18 protein-coding genes are annotated in these 15,841 nt (G+C 67.7%); 6 read left to right on the top strand and 12 right to left on the bottom strand.

The window, feature by feature from the left end; genetic code table 11:
- Positions 1 to 25: 25 nt before the first annotated feature.
- Genes C8D78_RS12545 through C8D78_RS12535 form a run of 3 tightly spaced genes read left to right on the top strand, consistent with a single transcriptional unit; the run spans position 26 to position 1,960 of the window.
- Entirely contained in the window at positions 26 to 604 is a 579-nt protein-coding gene (locus C8D78_RS12545) for an SSI family serine proteinase inhibitor (protein ID WP_120954213.1), read from the top strand.
- Positions 561 to 1,580: a 3-methyladenine DNA glycosylase gene (locus C8D78_RS12540; protein WP_425266701.1), complete on the top strand. Its 1,020-nt coding sequence runs from the start codon at positions 561 to 563 to the stop codon at positions 1,578 to 1,580. Before C8D78_RS12545 ends, C8D78_RS12540 begins: the two co-directional genes overlap by 44 nt.
- The gene (locus tag C8D78_RS12535) at positions 1,577 to 1,960 is read left to right on the top strand and encodes a serine protease inhibitor (protein ID WP_120954211.1); all 384 of its coding nucleotides are present in this window, start codon (positions 1,577 to 1,579) and stop codon (positions 1,958 to 1,960) included. The genes C8D78_RS12540 and C8D78_RS12535 overlap by 4 nt, the downstream gene beginning before the upstream one ends.
- A gap of 74 nt (positions 1,961 to 2,034) precedes the next feature.
- On the opposite strand, the gene C8D78_RS12530 is transcribed toward C8D78_RS12535, so the two are convergent.
- Positions 2,035 to 5,208, bottom strand: coding sequence for a S8 family serine peptidase (locus C8D78_RS12530; RefSeq protein WP_425266700.1), 3,174 nt, complete (start codon positions 5,206 to 5,208; stop codon positions 2,035 to 2,037).
- Between the two features lie 258 nt (positions 5,209 to 5,466).
- The gene (locus C8D78_RS12525) at positions 5,467 to 5,652 is read right to left on the bottom strand and encodes a hypothetical protein (protein WP_120954209.1); all 186 of its coding nucleotides are present in this window, start codon (positions 5,650 to 5,652) and stop codon (positions 5,467 to 5,469) included.
- A gap of 274 nt (positions 5,653 to 5,926) precedes the next feature.
- Here C8D78_RS12525 and purS point away from each other — a divergent pair, with 274 nt between their 5' ends.
- From purS to purL, 3 genes are read left to right on the top strand one after another with little or no spacing between them, the layout of a single operon-like run.
- Positions 5,927 to 6,178, top strand: coding sequence for a phosphoribosylformylglycinamidine synthase subunit PurS (gene purS, locus C8D78_RS12520; RefSeq protein ID WP_011690410.1), 252 nt, complete (start codon positions 5,927 to 5,929; stop codon positions 6,176 to 6,178).
- Between the two features lies 1 nt (position 6,179).
- Positions 6,180 to 6,938, top strand: coding sequence for a phosphoribosylformylglycinamidine synthase subunit PurQ (purQ, locus tag C8D78_RS12515; RefSeq protein ID WP_120954207.1), 759 nt, complete (start codon positions 6,180 to 6,182; stop codon positions 6,936 to 6,938).
- Positions 6,935 to 9,268, top strand: a complete 2,334-nt coding sequence (gene purL, locus C8D78_RS12510; protein ID WP_120954205.1) for a phosphoribosylformylglycinamidine synthase subunit PurL — start codon at positions 6,935 to 6,937, stop codon at positions 9,266 to 9,268. The genes purQ and purL overlap by 4 nt, the downstream gene beginning before the upstream one ends.
- A gap of 83 nt (positions 9,269 to 9,351) precedes the next feature.
- Here the strand turns inward: purL and C8D78_RS12505 are convergent, their stop codons facing one another.
- The 10 genes from C8D78_RS12505 to C8D78_RS12460 form a co-directional block, all read right to left on the bottom strand.
- Positions 9,352 to 9,645: a DUF503 domain-containing protein gene (locus C8D78_RS12505; protein ID WP_120954203.1), complete on the bottom strand. Its 294-nt coding sequence runs from the start codon at positions 9,643 to 9,645 to the stop codon at positions 9,352 to 9,354.
- 31 nt (positions 9,646 to 9,676) lie between these two features.
- Positions 9,677 to 9,994 (bottom strand): putative quinol monooxygenase, encoded by a 318-nt coding sequence (locus C8D78_RS12500; protein ID WP_120954394.1) that lies wholly within the window; start codon positions 9,992 to 9,994, stop codon positions 9,677 to 9,679.
- A 130-nt stretch (positions 9,995 to 10,124) separates the two neighbouring features.
- On the bottom strand, positions 10,125 to 10,727 hold the full coding sequence (locus C8D78_RS12495; protein ID WP_120954201.1) for a tetratricopeptide repeat protein: 603 nt from the start codon (positions 10,725 to 10,727) through the stop codon (positions 10,125 to 10,127).
- Positions 10,728 to 10,741: 14 nt separating this feature from the next.
- Positions 10,742 to 11,302 carry a DUF1990 family protein gene (locus tag C8D78_RS12490; RefSeq protein ID WP_120954199.1) on the bottom strand — a complete coding sequence of 187 codons (561 nt, stop codon included), beginning with the start codon at positions 11,300 to 11,302 and terminating at the stop codon, positions 10,742 to 10,744.
- Positions 11,299 to 11,709, bottom strand: a complete 411-nt coding sequence (locus C8D78_RS12485; protein ID WP_120954197.1) for an MmcQ/YjbR family DNA-binding protein — start codon at positions 11,707 to 11,709, stop codon at positions 11,299 to 11,301. The genes C8D78_RS12490 and C8D78_RS12485 overlap by 4 nt, the downstream gene beginning before the upstream one ends.
- 35 nt (positions 11,710 to 11,744) lie before the next feature.
- Entirely contained in the window at positions 11,745 to 12,170 is a 426-nt protein-coding gene (locus C8D78_RS12480) for a CoA-binding protein (protein ID WP_120954195.1), read from the bottom strand.
- A 176-nt stretch (positions 12,171 to 12,346) separates the two neighbouring features.
- Positions 12,347 to 13,177, bottom strand: a complete 831-nt coding sequence (locus C8D78_RS12475; RefSeq protein ID WP_120954193.1) for a serine/threonine-protein kinase — start codon at positions 13,175 to 13,177, stop codon at positions 12,347 to 12,349.
- Positions 13,174 to 13,722, bottom strand: a complete 549-nt coding sequence (locus C8D78_RS12470) for an RNA polymerase sigma factor (protein WP_167467905.1) — start codon at positions 13,720 to 13,722, stop codon at positions 13,174 to 13,176. The genes C8D78_RS12475 and C8D78_RS12470 overlap by 4 nt, the downstream gene beginning before the upstream one ends.
- A gap of 130 nt (positions 13,723 to 13,852) precedes the next feature.
- Positions 13,853 to 14,344: a hypothetical protein gene (locus C8D78_RS19835; protein WP_208641948.1), complete on the bottom strand. Its 492-nt coding sequence runs from the start codon at positions 14,342 to 14,344 to the stop codon at positions 13,853 to 13,855.
- Between the two features lie 396 nt (positions 14,345 to 14,740).
- Positions 14,741 to 15,751 carry a 1-aminocyclopropane-1-carboxylate deaminase gene (locus C8D78_RS12460; RefSeq protein ID WP_120954191.1) on the bottom strand — a complete coding sequence of 337 codons (1,011 nt, stop codon included), beginning with the start codon at positions 15,749 to 15,751 and terminating at the stop codon, positions 14,741 to 14,743.
- Between the last annotated feature and the right edge of the window lie 90 nt (positions 15,752 to 15,841).

The following is a 15,841-nucleotide window of genomic DNA, read 5'->3' as shown; positions in this document are numbered from 1 at the left end:
TGGGCAAAACAGAGGAGGACTGCTGATGCGCACGCAATCGGGCCGCCCGGGGCTTGTTCTGGCGGCCGTTCTGTTGGCCGTGGCCGGGCTGGCCGCCTGCACGCCGAACACCGGGCCCTCCCCCTCCCCCTCCCCCTCCGCCAGCACGGAGACCGGCACGCCCTCACCCACGGTACCGTCCGGCTCTACCTCGCCGACCACCGGGCCTTCGTCCCCCGCGCCGTCACCGTCCGCGACAGCGCTGCCGTCCGGACCGGGGCAAGGCAACGCACAGCTCGCCATAGTGGTCCGGCCCACCGCAACCGGCACGCCCACCAAGTTCACGCTCGTCTGCCACAACGGGATTCCCGCCGCCGAAAGCCAGCACCCGAACCCCGCCGCCGCGTGCGCCGCCATCAAGAACAACCCGGCCATCCTCAGCCCGGCCCCGCCAAGTAAGACCCAAACCTGCACCCAGCAGTACGGCGGCCCGCAAGTGGCTACCGTCACCGGCGTCGTGGACGGCCGGCAGGTTCAGGCGAGTTTCAGCCTGAAGGACGGCTGTGAAATCGCCTCCTGGAATGCCGCCAAGGTGGTCCTGGGTTCATCCGGCGGGGCGAGCTAAGCCCTTGCACCTTGAGCAGGAAGAGTGGCTGCCGCGCCAGGCCGCCCATCAGCAACGCGTCCGCCGCTATGGGGACCCGTATCTCGAGCGGCGCTCCGCCGGCCGGAAACACCCGGTGGAGGACTTCCTCTTCACCTACTACACCCAGAAGCCCGGCCAGCTGCTCCGCTGGCACCCGGGCGCGGGCGTCGTGCTCACCGGCGCCGAAGCGGCGGTGCGCACCGGATGGAAGTACTACCGAGCGGCCGACGCCGCCGAACTCGCCGCTGCCGGGCTGCCGGCGGACTCGCAGGCCGTGACGGCGGACGTCGATGCTTTTCTCCGGGACCGGCGGGAGGCGCTGCAGTTCGCCGGGATCATTCTTGCCGGGACGGCCGCGCGGCCGGCGCAGTTTGGCTGCTTCGGCCTGCACGAATGGGCGATGGTCTACCGGCAGGATAAGTTCGACCTCCGGCACGAGTACCTGCAATTGCGGCTGGGATCCGGGCGCACCGACGAGGTGGTGGAGGAGAACCGGATCCGGTGTTCGCATTTTGACGCTTTCCGCTTCTACACGCCGGACGCCGTTCCGTTGAACAGCCTGCTCCCCAGCCGGGAGAACCAGCGGACCATGGAGCAGCCCGGCTGCCTGCACGCCAACATGGACCTCTACAAATGGGCCTACAAACTCTCCCCGCTGCTGCCCAGCGAGCTGGTGATGGACTGTTTCGAACTGTCCTGGCGGATCCGGGCCATGGACATGCGGGCCTCCCCATACGATCTCGCCGACTGGGGATATCCGGCAATCCGGATCGAGACGCCGGAAGGCAAGGCCGAGTACGTGGACTATCAGCGGGCGTTCGCGGCCGAGTCGCAGCGGCTCCGGGAGCGGCTGCTGCAGGAGCTGGCGCCGCTGCTCAACGCCGCGGCCCTGACAGCTCCCCCGGCCGACGGCCGGCGCCCGCATCCGGACACGCGCCTGAAGGAACCCTCATGACAGAGAACGCCAGCCCGGACACCTCCACCAGCGACGTCGATCTGACCATCCGCTTGACCGAGGCTCCCGGCGCTCCGGAATACACGTTCCGGCTGGTGGCCGGCGACGGCGGGCCCTCCGCCGCGTGCACGGTGCCGGATCCGGCCGCCGCCCTGGAGTCCGTCCGGCGTCACGGCGAGGCCGTCTTCTTCCCCCAACCGGGTCCGCCGCGGCTGTGCACGCAGCAGTACGGCGGTCCGCAGACCGCCGTCGTGACCGGCTGGTACCTGGGCCGGGAGGTCAACAGCCGCTTCAGCCGGACTGACGGGTGTGAGATCGCCCGCTGGCGCGCCATGGCGCCGCTTCTCGGCGGCACCGCGGGCGGCACGGGCGCCGTCTGACGTTTCGCGCTTAAACGGCGACGACCGGCGGTGTGAGCCGCCGGCCGTCGCCGTTTTGTGGTGCCGGGTGCCGCCTAGATGGCGTTATCCCGGGCGAAGGACTGATCGCCGTTCTGGATCTTGCCCTTCTCCTTCTTCACCTTCGCGCCCTTGTTGGAGTCCTGATCCTCCGAGGTCGGCGGAACCATAACGGTCCCGGCCGGGGTCACCAGGACGGAGACGAATGTCGGATTGCTGGCACCGGCAAAGGTGACGCGTCCAATGTAGGAACCCTCGGCCAGGCCCTTCCAGTTCAGCGCGACACTGCCGGCCTTGCCGTTGGGCAGACGCAGCGGGTTGGGGCTCAGCGTGGCGTTGCCCACGTTCGCGCCCAGCACCGCGGCGTCAACAGAGGCCGCGGTGGCCTTGTTGTTCGGGCTGGCGTACAGGTTCGCGTAGATCGTGTACGTGCCCGGGGCCGGGTTGGGGATGGATACCGATTCGCTGGCCGACGACGTTGCGACCGTCAGCGGGCCCGCCGGGGTCATAACGTACATGTCGAAGTCAGCGCCCGGGTCCGCGGAAATGACCGAGAACTTGGCCAGCGGGGCGCCGGCCGGGACCTGGACCGTCTTGACGAGGTTCGAGGCGTCGGTGGCTCCCGTGAACGGTCCCGGGACCAGCTGGACAGCGGTGGAATCGGCCTTCGAGAGGCCGTCCAGGGTCATCTGGACGGGCGAGTCGGTGCCCGAGACAACCTTGATGGCGCCGGATCCGGTGCCGCCTGCGGAAGTGAACGCGACATCGGACAGGGCCACGGCCGACTGCGGACGCACTGCGATCGGCGACGTCACGGTCTTGTTGGCTCCCTGCCAGGTAAGCGAACCTGTCGCGAACTTGCCCAGGGGCGCACCCTGGTTCTCGAAGGAGACCTTGAACGTCCGCTTCTCTCCGGCGGCCTTGAAGTTCAGGGCGGCCGGGGTCACGCTGACCTTGATGCCGGGAACATCGAACTTGGCCTTGTAGACGCCCGGGGTCAGGGCGGTCACGGTGCGGGTGACCTCGATTTTTCCAACCAGGTTGCCCAGGGCGAAGGACGGGAGGTTCATGTCCCGCGGCTTGGTGGTGCCAATGCCCGGAATTCCGAGGTCCACGCCCGTGCCCTGGATGAACGCCAGGTAGTCATTGATGTTGGCGTCGTAGACCAGGCCCGGATCCAGCACGCGGGCCGGGTCCACCTGTCCCGCACCGGTGGCAAAGACGTCGGTGTTCTTGGACCCGTCGGCGTTCTTGACGTCGCTCGTGGTGGTCATCATGGCGGACTTGACGGCCGCCGGGGACCACGTGGGGTTCTTGGCCAGGATCAGCGCGCCGAAGCCGGCCACGTGCGGAGATGCCATGGAGGTGCCGGAGAGGAAACCGAAGTTGTCTCCTCCGGTGCCGATCGGCGAGACGCCGGCCAGCACGGCCACGCCGGGCGCCGCTACGTCGGGCTTCAGGAGGTCGGAACCTTCCGCCAGGAGCGGGCCGCGGGAGGAGAAACCGGCGATCTGCGGCTGCGCCTCGAGGGGCAGTCCGGTGGTGTCCTTGTTGACCAGGGACACCGTGATGGCCGGGTTGGCCGTGACCTTGGCCTTGATGGCCTCGGTGGCGGGCGGGTTCACGTGGACCGTCGGCACCGAGTGCTTGTCAGTGTCCAGGGAGGAATTGGTCAGGTTGACGAGGATCATCCCGACGCCGCCGCCGCGCTTGACCTCGGCGCTCTTTGCGACGCGGTCAACCACGCCGCGGTCACAGACCACAACCTTGCCTGCAATCTTGGCCGGATCCAGCGTGCCGGGACCGCACAGAGCCGGGCTGGTGGCTCCGGCAGCTGCTGCGTTGGCTGCCAGCACGACGCCGGCGTTGGAGACCTCGGAGTTCATGATGCTGGCGCCGCGATACTTGCTGCCATCGGAGAACTCGACCGTCCCCTGCAGTTCCTGCGAGAAGCTGCTGGCGGCGACGGTGGTCATCCAGGGTGCCCCGTGGTTGACGGTGCTGGCCGTCGGGCCGGAGTTGCCGGCGGACGCGGCCACGAAAATCCCGGCCGAGGCTGCGGACAGGAAGGCCATGGAGACGGGGTCGGTGGTGGTGTCCGTTGCGCCGGAGATGGAGTAGTTCAGGACGTCCACGCCATCCTTGATGGACTGTTCGATGGCGTCGATCGACGATGACGAGTAGCAGCCGCCGGTGTTGGGATCGTTGTCTTCCCAGCAGACCTTGTAGATGGACAGCTTCGCGGCCGGCGCGATGCCGCTGGTCTTGCCGAAGCTCCGGCCGTCAACCACGGCCTCGACATTGGCATTTCCGGCGGCGGTGCTGGCGGTGTGCGTTCCGTGGCTCGCGACGTCGACCGGCGACAGCCGCTCCTCCGGAGCCCAGTCTGCCTTGGGCACCGTGTTGGCGAAGTCGTCGCCGTAGTACCGTGCGCTCAGGACCTTGGAGTTGCAGGCGCTGCCGTCGAAGTCGGTGCCCGTCTGGCAGTCGCCCGCGAAAGTCTCGCCGTCGGCCTTGAGCATCTTGATCTTGCCGTCCGTGTCGCGGTAGGGCACGCCGACGACGGGGCTTCCGGTGAGCGGCTTGACCGCATCGCCGGCGAAAAAGGCGCTCGACGGGGTGTAGCCGGTGTCAATGACGCCGACGACGACGCCCTTGCCGGCCGCGTCCTGGCCGCCGAACTTGGTGTTCCACGTGCCGTTGGGCCCGCTGAGCTTCAGGAAGTCGGTGCTGGAATAGTCGGGTGCATTTTCCGTGTCGGGCGCGACCACCAGGACCGCGGGGTCCTTGGCCAGCTTGATGGCCTGGTCCGCCGTCAGCTTGGCGCTGAAGCCGTTGAGGGCTGTCGTGAACTGGCGCTGGATCTTGACGCCCTGCTGGGCGGCCACCTGGGCCTGCTTCTGTGCCAGGTGCGCCCCATACTGCCGGACCTCGGCCCTGTTCGCGTCAAGCTTCTTGCCGGCGGCCGGCTTGGTGGCCGACAGGCCGGCCGTCCCGCCGTCGTACGTTGCGGACGGCTTCTCAGCCAAGACCACGATGTAGCGGCCGTCCTTGAAGGTGTTCGGATCAATATTCTTCTGCGCGACGCCTGCGACGGCGGAGCCCTGTGCGGGGGCCGCGTTGGCGGGTGCGATCGCGATGCTGGACAGAAGAACCGGCAAGCCCAGGGTCAGCGCCGCTGCCCTCCGGAGTCCCCCGCTTCGAAGGAAGCTCTTTCCTGGTGATGTCACGAGTGATGAACCTTTCGTAAAGGAACGGCCCGGCTTTAATACCGGGCCCAACGGACTGGCGGGGCCTCACCGGGCGATCGCCCGGCCTGCCCCGACGGATACCAGCCGATTCATACAGTACAGACTGAGAGCCTGATATGACATAGACCACAACAAGGTATTTGAAATTTGTCATGCAACGCGACACGCTGCGTCGACGAGGCCTCTGACCTGCATCGATGGAGATTTGGGCGGATCTTGCCGCCCGGGCGGCCCGGCCTACTGGCGCGGTGTCCGCACCACCTCGCTGATCCAGGCCCGGGTTTTCTCGTCCAGCGGCCCGGCCACATTGGTCTTCCGCGCTGCGCGGTCGGCCCGGATCTTCTGCAGGACCATCCGGCCCAGTCCGGCGAACACGGCGGCGGCAACGATCGGCAACAGCACGGATTTCGGTTTCTCGGCCATGCGCACATCCTACTGACCCGCGGCGGCCCGGGACCATAGGCCGCAGCCCCTCCGCGGCGGCACTTGCCCGGTTCAACCGGCGGCACGAGGGCCCGCGTTCACACTCCCAGCCCGAATGCGGCCGGACGCATCGGGGCCGGTAGAATGGGCATGCAAGCTCGCGGAGCGCCCTTTCACGTTGCATTCACCAAGCAGTCCCCAACACAACGGATCGGCGTGAGACGGCACCACTCCGCTGCGCCCTTACCCAACGCTCACGCACAGGAGTTACCGGATGCCCCGGATCGTTGTCGACGTCATGCCCAAGCCCGAGATTCTGGACCCGCAGGGAAAGGCGATTGTCGGTGCGCTGCCCCGGCTGGGCTTCACCGCTTTCAGCTCTGTCCGCCAGGGCAAGCGCTTCGAACTCACTGTCGACGGCGAGGTGACCGAGGAGATCCTCGCCCAGGCCCGGAACGCCGCGGAGACCCTGCTGTCCAACCCGGTCATCGAGGACGTCGTCAACGTCGAGGTCGTTGAGGCCTGAGATGACTGAACTCCCCCTGATCGGCGAGGCTGCCGCCATCGCCGCTAACCCCAGGCTCGCGGGTGCGACCATCGGCGTCGTCACGTTCCCCGGCACCCTGGATGACCGCGACGCCGCCCGTGCGGTCCGCCTGGCTGGCGCCACCCCTGTGGAACTCTGGCACGCCGACACCACCTTGCGCGACGTTGACGCCGTCGTGATCCCCGGCGGATTCTCGTACGGTGACTACCTCCGCGCCGGCGCGATCGCCCGTTTCGCGCCGCTGATGTCCAAGATCATCGACGCCGCCAACTCGGAGGCCAAACTGCCGGTCCTTGGCATCTGCAACGGCTTCCAGATCCTGACCGAGTCGCACCTGCTGCCCGGCTCCATGATCAAGAACGACCATCTGAAGTTCATGTGCCGTGACCAGGTCCTGCGGGTGGAGAACAACGCCACCGCCTGGACCGGGGACTACGCCGTCGGCCAGGAAATCACCGTGCCGCTGAAGAACCAGGACGGCCAGTACATCGCGGACGAGAAGACCCTCGACGCCCTCGAGGCGGAAGGCCGCGTGGTGTTCCGCTACGTCGGTTTCAACCCGAACGGCTCCCGCCGCGACATCGCCGGCATCTCCAACGCCGCGGGCAACGTGGTGGGCCTCATGCCGCACCCCGAGCACGCGGTGGAGGCGGGATTTGGCCCCGAGCTCGGCTCCGGCACCGAGGGCCTGGGCTTCTTCACCTCTGTCCTGAACAAGATCGTGGGAGACAACAAATGACGGAGACACCCGCTGTGGCGGCACCGGCGGAGACCGCCCGGAAGTTCAACATCGACACCGTCGAGAACGCGGCCAAGACCCCGGACACCGAACTCCCCTGGGCCGAACTGGGACTCAAGCAGAACGAGTTCGACGAAGTCGTGAAGGTCCTGGGCCGCCGCCCGACCGGCGCCGAGCTCGCCATGTACTCCGTGATGTGGAGCGAACACTGCTCCTACAAGTCCTCGAAGAACCACCTGCGCCAGTTCGGCGACAAGGTGACCGAGGAAATGAAGAAGGACATGCTCGTGGGCATCGGCGAAAACGCCGGCGTCACCAACCTGGGCGACGGCTGGGCCGTGACGTTCAAGATCGAGTCCCACAACTCGCCGTCGTTCGTGGAGCCCTACCAGGGCGCGGCGACCGGCATCGGCGGCATTGTCCGCGACATCATCTCCATGGGCGCACGCCCGGTCGCGGTGATGGATCCGCTGCGTTTCGGCGCCATTGACCACCCGGACACGGCCCGCGTCATGCACGGCGCCGTGGCCGGCATCGGCGGCTACGGCAACTCGCTGGGCCTGCCCAACATCGGCGGCGAAATGGTCTTCGACTCCGTGTACCAGGGCAACCCGCTGGTCAACGCCCTCGCCGTCGGCGTGATGCGCCACGAGGACATCCGCCTTGCCAACGCCTCCGGCAAGGGCAACAAGGTGGTGCTGTTCGGCGCACGCACCGGCGGCGACGGGATCGGCGGCGCCTCGGTGCTGGCCTCCGAGTCCTTCGATGACACCAAGCCCTCCAAGCGCCCGGCCGTCCAGGTCGGCGACCCCTTCGCCGAGAAGGTCCTGATCGAGTGCTGCCTGGAGCTGTTCAAGGGCTCGCTGGTTGAGGGCATCCAGGACCTGGGCGCCGCCGGCATCTCTTGCGCGACGTCTGAGCTCGCGTCCAACGGCGACGGCGGCATGGAGGTCGAGCTCACCTCGGTCCTGCTGCGCGACCCCACCCTGACCCCGGGCGAAATCCTCATGTCCGAGTCGCAGGAACGCATGATGGCCGTCGTCACCCCCGGGAACGTGGCCGCGTTTGAGGCGGTCATGGAGAAGTGGGCCGTGGAGTACTCCTGGCTGGGCGAGGTGACCGACACCGGCCGCCTCATCATCACCTGGGAAGGCGAGGTCATCGTCGACGTCGACCCGCGCACGGTGGCCCACGACGGTCCGGTCTACGACCGCCCGTACGCCCGCCCGGAATGGCAGGACGCCGTCCAGGCCGACTCCTTCACCGGCTCCGTGCAGGACGCCGGCCGCCCCTCCGCCCCCGCGGACCTGGCTGCGGCCATCACCGAACTCGTCGCCTCGCCGAACATGTGCAGCAAGGCCTGGATCACCAAGCAGTACGACCGCTACGTCGGCGGCAACACCGCCATGGCGTTCCCGGACGACGCCGGCGTGGTCCGGGTGGACGAGGAAACCGGCCTGGGCGTGGCCCTGGCCACCGACGCCAACGGCCGCTACACCTACCTTGACCCGTACCACGGCGCGCAGCTGGCGCTGGCCGAGGCCTACCGCAACGTCGCCACCTCCGGCGCCGTGCCGATGGCCGTCAGCGACTGCCTGAACTTCGGCTCCCCCGAGGACCCCGACGTCATGTGGCAGCTGGCCGAGGCCATCCGGGGCCTGTCCGACGCCTGCATGGTCCTCGGCATCCCGGTCACCGGCGGCAACGTCTCGCTGTACAACCAGACCGGCACTACCCCCATCCACCCCTCCCCGGTGGTGGCCGTGCTGGGCAAGTTCGATGACGTCGCGCGCCGCACGCCGTCGGGCTGGAAGGAAGACGGCCAGGCCATCTACCTGCTGGGCACGACGGCGGCAGAGCTGGACGGTTCGGAATGGTCCAACATGCGGGGGCACCTCGGCGGCCTGCCGCCCAAGGTTGACCTCGACGCCGAGCGCGCACTGGGCGAGATCCTGATCAACGCCTCCCGCGACGGCATGGTGGATTCCGCCCACGACCTCTCCGAAGGCGGCCTCGCGGCGGCCCTCGTGGAGTCCTCGCTGCGTTACGGCGTGGGCGCCCGGATCGCGCTGCAGGACGTCCTGGACCGCGACGGCGTTGACCTGTTCACCGCGCTGTTCTCCGAAACCCAGGGCCGCGCCATCGTCGCGGTGCCCCGCTCGGAGGAAATCCGCTTCACGGACATGTGCACCGCCCGCGGGTTCGCGCACGTCCGGATCGGCGTCGTCGACGCCGAGGGCGGCACGCTGGAGATCAACGGCGTCGAGACCATGAACCTCGACGCCCTCCGCGAAGCCCACGAGGGGACCCTGCCGAAGTACTTCGGCTAGTCCCCACCGCTCCAAGCAACGCGGGGTCACTTACCGCCCATAAATCCCCTCGGGATGGGCGCTAAGTGACCCCGCGTTGTTTGTTAGTCGTCGCTGCGGAGTTCCCGCTGCCGGGCGCTGAGCAGCTCCATTTCCGGCCGGGCCGCGACGAAGCGTTCGACGGCGGCCAGCACCTCGACGAGGTGGGGCCGGTCCGCCGCGACCAGACCGACGCCGATCACGGTCCGCCGGTACTGGTCCTGGAAGTCCGCCTCGGTAACGGAGACGTCGAAGCGCCGCTTCAGCTCGGCAAGCACCGGCCGTACTACGGAGCGCTTCTCCTTGAGGCTGTGGACGTCGCCGAGGAGGAGATCGAATTCAATCCAGCCAATCCACATGCCACAAGCCTATCCACTGCTCCCGCACGGGTTAGATGGTGAGTTCGCCCATCCGGTCCCAGCCGTCGCCGTCGATCTGCCGGCTGATGATGCGCGGGGTCTCTTCCAGGGCCTGCGGCATGTCCGCCATGGCCTTCTTGAAGTGCTCGCTGTTGACATGGTCACCTGCGGCGTCGTCGTTGAAGGCCTCGACCAGAACGAACTCGTTGGGATCCTCCACGCTGCGGGACCAGTCGAACCACAGGTTGCCCGGCTCTTTCCGGGTGGCCTGGGTGAAATCCTCCACGAGCCCAAGCCAGCGCTCGGACCAGTCGGGCTTGACCTTGAATTTGACGACAATGAAGATCACGGGAATGTGCCTTTCGGGGTGGCGGACGGTGTTCAATTCTTGCAACAACACAACGCGGGGTCACATCCGGCCCATTCCGGGGGCATTTATGGGCCGTAAGTGACCCCGCGTTGCAGTAAGAGGGGGGAGCTCAGCAGGCCTTGATGGCCTCGCGGGCCAGTTCCTGCTGCCGCGGGGTCCCGATCCGGTCGGCCCACTGCTGGGCGAGCTGGAATTCCACCATGGCTTCGGTGCAGCGGCCGGCCTCATGCAGCGTCCAGCCGAGGTTGTTGTGCAGCGAGACGATCCACCGTTTGGTCCGCTCATCGTGGACCGTGGACGCGTACTCCAGGGCGCTCCGGGTCCAGGTCTCGGCGTGGGAGGAGTCGGCAATGGCGAGCATGTGCAGCGCGTCCACGGCCAGGAATTCCTCGCCCAGGTGGTCCGCGAGTTCGGCGGCCTGCTCGAACAGCGGCACGGCCATTTCGGGATGGCCGCTGCTGTTGAGCACCCGTCCGCGTTCCAGCAGCACGCGGACGGCCACCGTGGGCTCGTCGGCATCGATCGAATCCAGGAGGGCGTCGGCTTCCTCGTAGCGGCCCTGCAGCCCGATGGCGCGACCCAGTTGCGTGGTGAGTTCGGCGCGTTCGTCGGCGTCGTAGCTTCCATCCGCGGCGGCCGCCCGGAAGCGCGTTTCGGACCCCGCGGGATCGTCGAAGTTCCACAATTGGTCAAGGGATTTCTGTTCCAGCATCCACCTGCTCCTGCTCAGCTTTCACCTGCGGCCAGTTCGTGTGCACTCCCAATGTAGCGGGAAGTGATGTGCCGCTGCGCCGCCCGTGCCACCAGGCCCCCGGCCGTGTAGAACCAGTTGGAGTGCCGGCTGAAGGCAGTGATCGTCAGAAAGACCCGCCCCGCGGCGTCGATCTCCACTTCAAACGCCTCCTCGCCACGCTCCGGATGGCCCGGCAGGGTGCCGTACCCGAAGCCGGCGCTCTGCGGCCCTTCAATGGGCGCAAGCCGGTGCACCCACACCACCTCGCAGGGCGCGTTGATCCGGAAGGGCCCGACGCCGAAGCCGCTCACCACCCGGGCGCCGGGCACCACCGTGGCCGCGTCGGTGCTGACTCGCAGCCCGGACCGCTTCTGCAGCTCCCAGCCAAGGATTCCCGCAGCCACCCGCCGGTAGAGTCCAAGGCCGTCACCGAGGTACGTCCGGGACACGAGACGGGGAAAGCCCGCCGGTGCCTGGCCGTGCTCGGTTGAGCCAATGCCCGGATAGTTCAGGCTGGACCGCCCGTTGCGGCTGGCGTCGGGTTCACGTTTCACGGGCCCTCGCCCCTGGCGATCCGGGCCCAGCCCAGCTGCTCGCGCTGCTTCCGGCTCAACGAGGCCACCACCAGGTCATAGGAATCCTCCACCATGTCCCGCACCATCGAATCGGGCAGGGCCCCGTCCAGCCGCACGCCGTTCCAATGCGTTTTGTTCAAGTGCCACGCCCCGGTGATCTCCGGATGCGCAGCCCGCAGCTGCTGCGCCAGGGCCGGTTCGCATTTCAGGCTGACGGAAAAGTCGGATTCGTCCATCGCGGAGAGGGCGAACATCTTGGCCTCATGCCGGAGGCCGCCGGAGACGGCGGCGCGGACCTTGAAGACCGAGGTCTCGGGTCCAAAGGGAAAATCCTCGAAAGCCCCGGGAAACCCGAGACAAAGCGCGCGAAGTTCAGCTGCGTCCATGCTTCGAGCCTACTGCCCCGGTTCCGTTCCGGAAGCTACAAGCCGAAGCGCACCGCGTCCTGCGCCGGGCACGCGTTCATGACCACCTCGAGGCCGGCGGCCTTGGCGCGCTCGGCGGCCGCTTCATCGATGACGCCCAGTTGCAGCCATACGGCCTTGGCGCCGACAGCGATCGCCTGGTCCACGACGTCGCCCACCCTCTGCGAATTCACGAAGCAGTCCACGACGTCGATGGGCCGCTTGCTGTCCGGGATGTCGGCGAGCCTGGCGTAGCCCGTTTCGCCGTGCACGGGCTCGGCCCGCAGGTTCACCGGGATGATCTCCATGCCCAGCCGGTCCCGGATGAAGAGGGCGGTGTCATAGGCGGCCCGCCATTGGTTGGAGGACAGGCCAACGATGGCCCAGCGCCCCTTGGTGCGCATGAGCCGTTCGAGGACTGCGGGATCGTTGACGTGAGGCATGACCACAGCCTACGCGCCGGCCTTCGGATGCCGAACTCGCCGGTCAGGTGCGGGCTCGCCGTGACGTTACGGCGAACCGGCAACCTACCCGCGATCTGGCCGGATCGGGCACCTCATCGGCGGCCGGGCCACGCGATCTGGCCGGATCGGGCACCGGTTCTGGCCTACCCGCAGGGCTAGGAGTGGTCGGGAAGGCTGGGAAGCATGCTGGGAAGCGTCGGTTCGGGCAGCGGATTCTCGGGAAGGTCCTTGCCCCCGTCGCGGCCGGGGAGCGCAGGCATATGCGGCGTGACGGGGCGATGTGGCGGCGTCGGCAGGATTCCGCCGCGGCCTGTGGCGGGCGGCGTCGCTCGGTCGCCGGGCTCGGCGTGTACCGCAGCAGCGGATCCGGGCGTGGCTGGGGCGGTGCCGGCCGTCGACGGCGTGGGGGTACCAGCTGCGTGCGAGGGCACGGGGGCTGCCGGGAGGTCCGCCGGTGACGGCGTCGCGGGAACCGGATGCGCCTCCCTACCCTCGCCGGAGGGGTGGAAGATCACGCCGACAGTATGGCTGACGCTGTGCCGGAAATCCTCGCTGGATGCCGCCACGGCGCCGGCACCGAGGGTCATGGCACCCACGACGGCGCCTCCGACGATTGCCAGCCGGCGTTTGCGGCCGCGGCGTTCGGCGAGGCTCGTGACCCCGGCCGGCAGGAATTCATCGGCGGCATCCTCCGCAGGCCCGCCGGGCGCAGCCCCGACCGTCGGCAGTGCTTCCCCGACCGTCGGCAGTACCGCAGTCCCGATCGTGGGCAGTGCGGCCGTCCCGGCCGGGACACGCCGGGCCGCACTGGGCGCCCCGGCGGCGAGAAGTGCCGCGAGGTCGGCGCGGGGTGCGGGGGCTTCGCCCGGGACCGCGGCGCGAAGCTGTTCCAGCGCGCTCCGGAGTTCGGCCGCGGATTCGAGGCCGGAGTCGCTTAGCATCGCCTGGATGCTGTCCTCCTGCTGGGGATCGCGGGTGCCGGTCATGATGCTGCGTGGTCCTTTTCGGTTACGAGTTCGCGCAGGGCGCTGAGCCCGCGTCGCTGAAGCTGTTTGATGGCACCTGGTGTCTTGTCCATGATGCCTGCCACCTGTTCGATGGAAAGGTCTGCGACGATGCGCAGGGTGAGAACTTCGCGCTGCTCCTCGTTGAGCCTTGCAAGGGTGTCCGCGATACCGCCCAGGGAGCCGAGCGCCTCGTCCTCGGCTGATGCCGAATAACGTGCGTCGTCCAGGGGATCGTATTCAGCCAGATGCGGTGTGCGTTCGGCCCGGCGCCTGTAGTCGACCAGCCGCGCATGGGCGACCGAGAAGATGAACGTCCGCAGACCCGCGTGACCGCCGGTGACGCCGGCCAGTTTCGGCAGGACGTCCACGAACACGTCTTGGGTGAGGGCCTCGGCGTCGTCCACCCCTCGGGCCCGGAAGTAGCCCAGCACGGCCGGCGAAATGGCCACGTAAACCGCGCTGAATCCCGATGGGTCACCAGCTAAAGCGGCTGACAATTCGTCGTCGCTTAGCTGATCTGCCAAGAGGCTTTCCTTCCGTTACTGCAGGGGGTGCGGCCCCGCAAGTCTAGCGGCCGCACCCCCGGGCCCTTCAAACCGAGGGCCTATTCCTTAGTTGCAGACCCTTGCCGGGTCCATGCTGAACTATCGGAATTTACTTGTCGTGCTGGGGCAGCTCGGCGGACGGCACGGCCGGGGTTGCCGGGACGGCCGGAACGTCCTTGGCACCCGGGACAGCGGGAACAGCCGGAACAGCGGCCTTGACGTTGGCGTTGACGTGCGCGGCGGCAGCACCCTTGACGCTGGCGTCGCCCTTGACAGCGGCGCCGTCCTTGGAGTCAACATCGCCTTCGCCTGCACCCTTGGCGCCCTCGGCGTCCGCGTCAGCCTTGGCCTTCGCCTTGGCGTCGCCAGTGGACGGCACGGCGGGAACGGCGGGGGTGGCCGGAACGGCCGGCTTTGCCGGGAGCGTCGGGGTGGCCGGTACAGCAGGAGTGGCCGGAGTGGCGGGCGTAGCGTGCGTCACGTCAGAATGCGTGGTGCTGGACATCTGAGCGGCGTTGGCCAGTCCGATGCCGGAGAACCCGCCGACTGCGAGGATGGCGGCGCCGACGGCAATCTTGGTGGTCTTGCTAACACTCTTCATAACAGACATACATCCTTTGTTTTGGTGGAAGGCGGGCTGAGCCCCTGGGGGCAGTGAACAGCCCTCTCTCGCCGTGGCTGGCCGGCGCCCGATGGGGACAGGCGCCGGCCGGCGCTTACGGTGGAAGGCCAGCCGGAATACTGGTGGGGGGTCCAAACTCCGGCGGCGCTTACATAAGGAGTAATCGCTGGGGCAGCCCGAAAGGTTACGCGGCAATCGGAAATTTCTTTTTTTCTTATTTGACGAGGCCCGGAACGGCATTAACGACGACGGCGGCGGGCCGCCCTTTTCAGGGTGACCCGCCGCCGTCGTGCGCTGCTGCCACCCACCCGTTGCCCTATCACTTAGGGTCGTTCTCAGAGCTCAGAAGGACCCTAAGTGATGGCGCAACGGCTCTCAGGACCGGAAGAGCCCGCTGTAGGCATTGAGAGCGATCTGGCCGCCCAGGTGGGCGTAAAGGACAGTGCTGCCGGCCGGAATCTCCCTGCTTTTCACGAGGTCGATCAGCCCGGCCAGGGACTTGCCCTCGTAGACGGGGTCGGTGATCATGGCCTCCAGCGAGGCGCCCACGCGGATGGCTTCCAGGGTCGAATCGACGGGAATGCCGTAGAGATCCCCGGCCCAGCCCTCCATGACATTGATTTCGTCTATACGGAGTTCCCGGCCCAGACCGATCAGCTCGGCGGTGTTCCGGGCAATGCGTTCAACCTGCTCGCGGGTCTTCGTCAGGGTCGCCGAGGCATCGATGCCGATCACCCGGCGCGGCTTGTCCTGGCCGGCAAAACCCGCGATCATCCCGGCGTGGGTGGAGCCCGTGACGGTGCAGACGATGATCGTGTCGAAGAAGATGCCGAGCTCCCGCTCCTGCTCTTCCACCTCGTAGGCCCAGTTGGCGAAGCCCAGCCCGCCCAGCCGGTGGTCGGATCCGCCGGCCGGGATCGCGTACGGCTTGCCGCCTGCGGCCTTGACCTCCTCGATCGCGTTTTCCCAGCTGCTGCGGATGCCAATGTCAAAGCCCGCACTCTCCAGCCGGACATCGGCGCCCATGATGCGCGAGAGCAGGATGTTGCCCACCCGGTCGGATAGCGGGTCCGGCCAGTCGACCCAGTTTTCCTGAACCAGGCGGGCCTTCAGGCCGAGTTTCGCGGCCACCGCCGCGACCTGGCGGGTGTGGTTGGACTGGTAGCCGCCAATCGAGACGAGGGTGTCCGCGCCCTGCGCCAAGGCATCCGGGACGAAGTATTCCAGCTTGCGCGTCTTGTTCCCGCCAAATGCGAGGCCGCTGTTGACGTCCTCGCGTTTCGCCCAGATCTGCGCCCCGCCCAGGTGCGCGCTGAGCCGCGGCAGCGGGTGGATGGGACTCGGTCCAAACATCAGGGGGTAGCGCTCAAAATCGGTAATGGCCATCGTCGATCCTTCGCTCGCGGTGGGAAACGGCTGGGTGGACAACAAATACGCAATATGTTGCATTGTCGGATACCGGCTCCGGGACGCATA

Origin of the sequence: Arthrobacter oryzae (genome assembly GCF_003634095.1) — a bacterium.
GTDB classification, from domain to species: Bacteria; Actinomycetota; Actinomycetes; order Actinomycetales; family Micrococcaceae; genus Arthrobacter; species Arthrobacter oryzae.
Note: the sequence above shows the minus strand (reverse complement) of the source record. Positions and strands in the feature narration are given on the sequence as shown.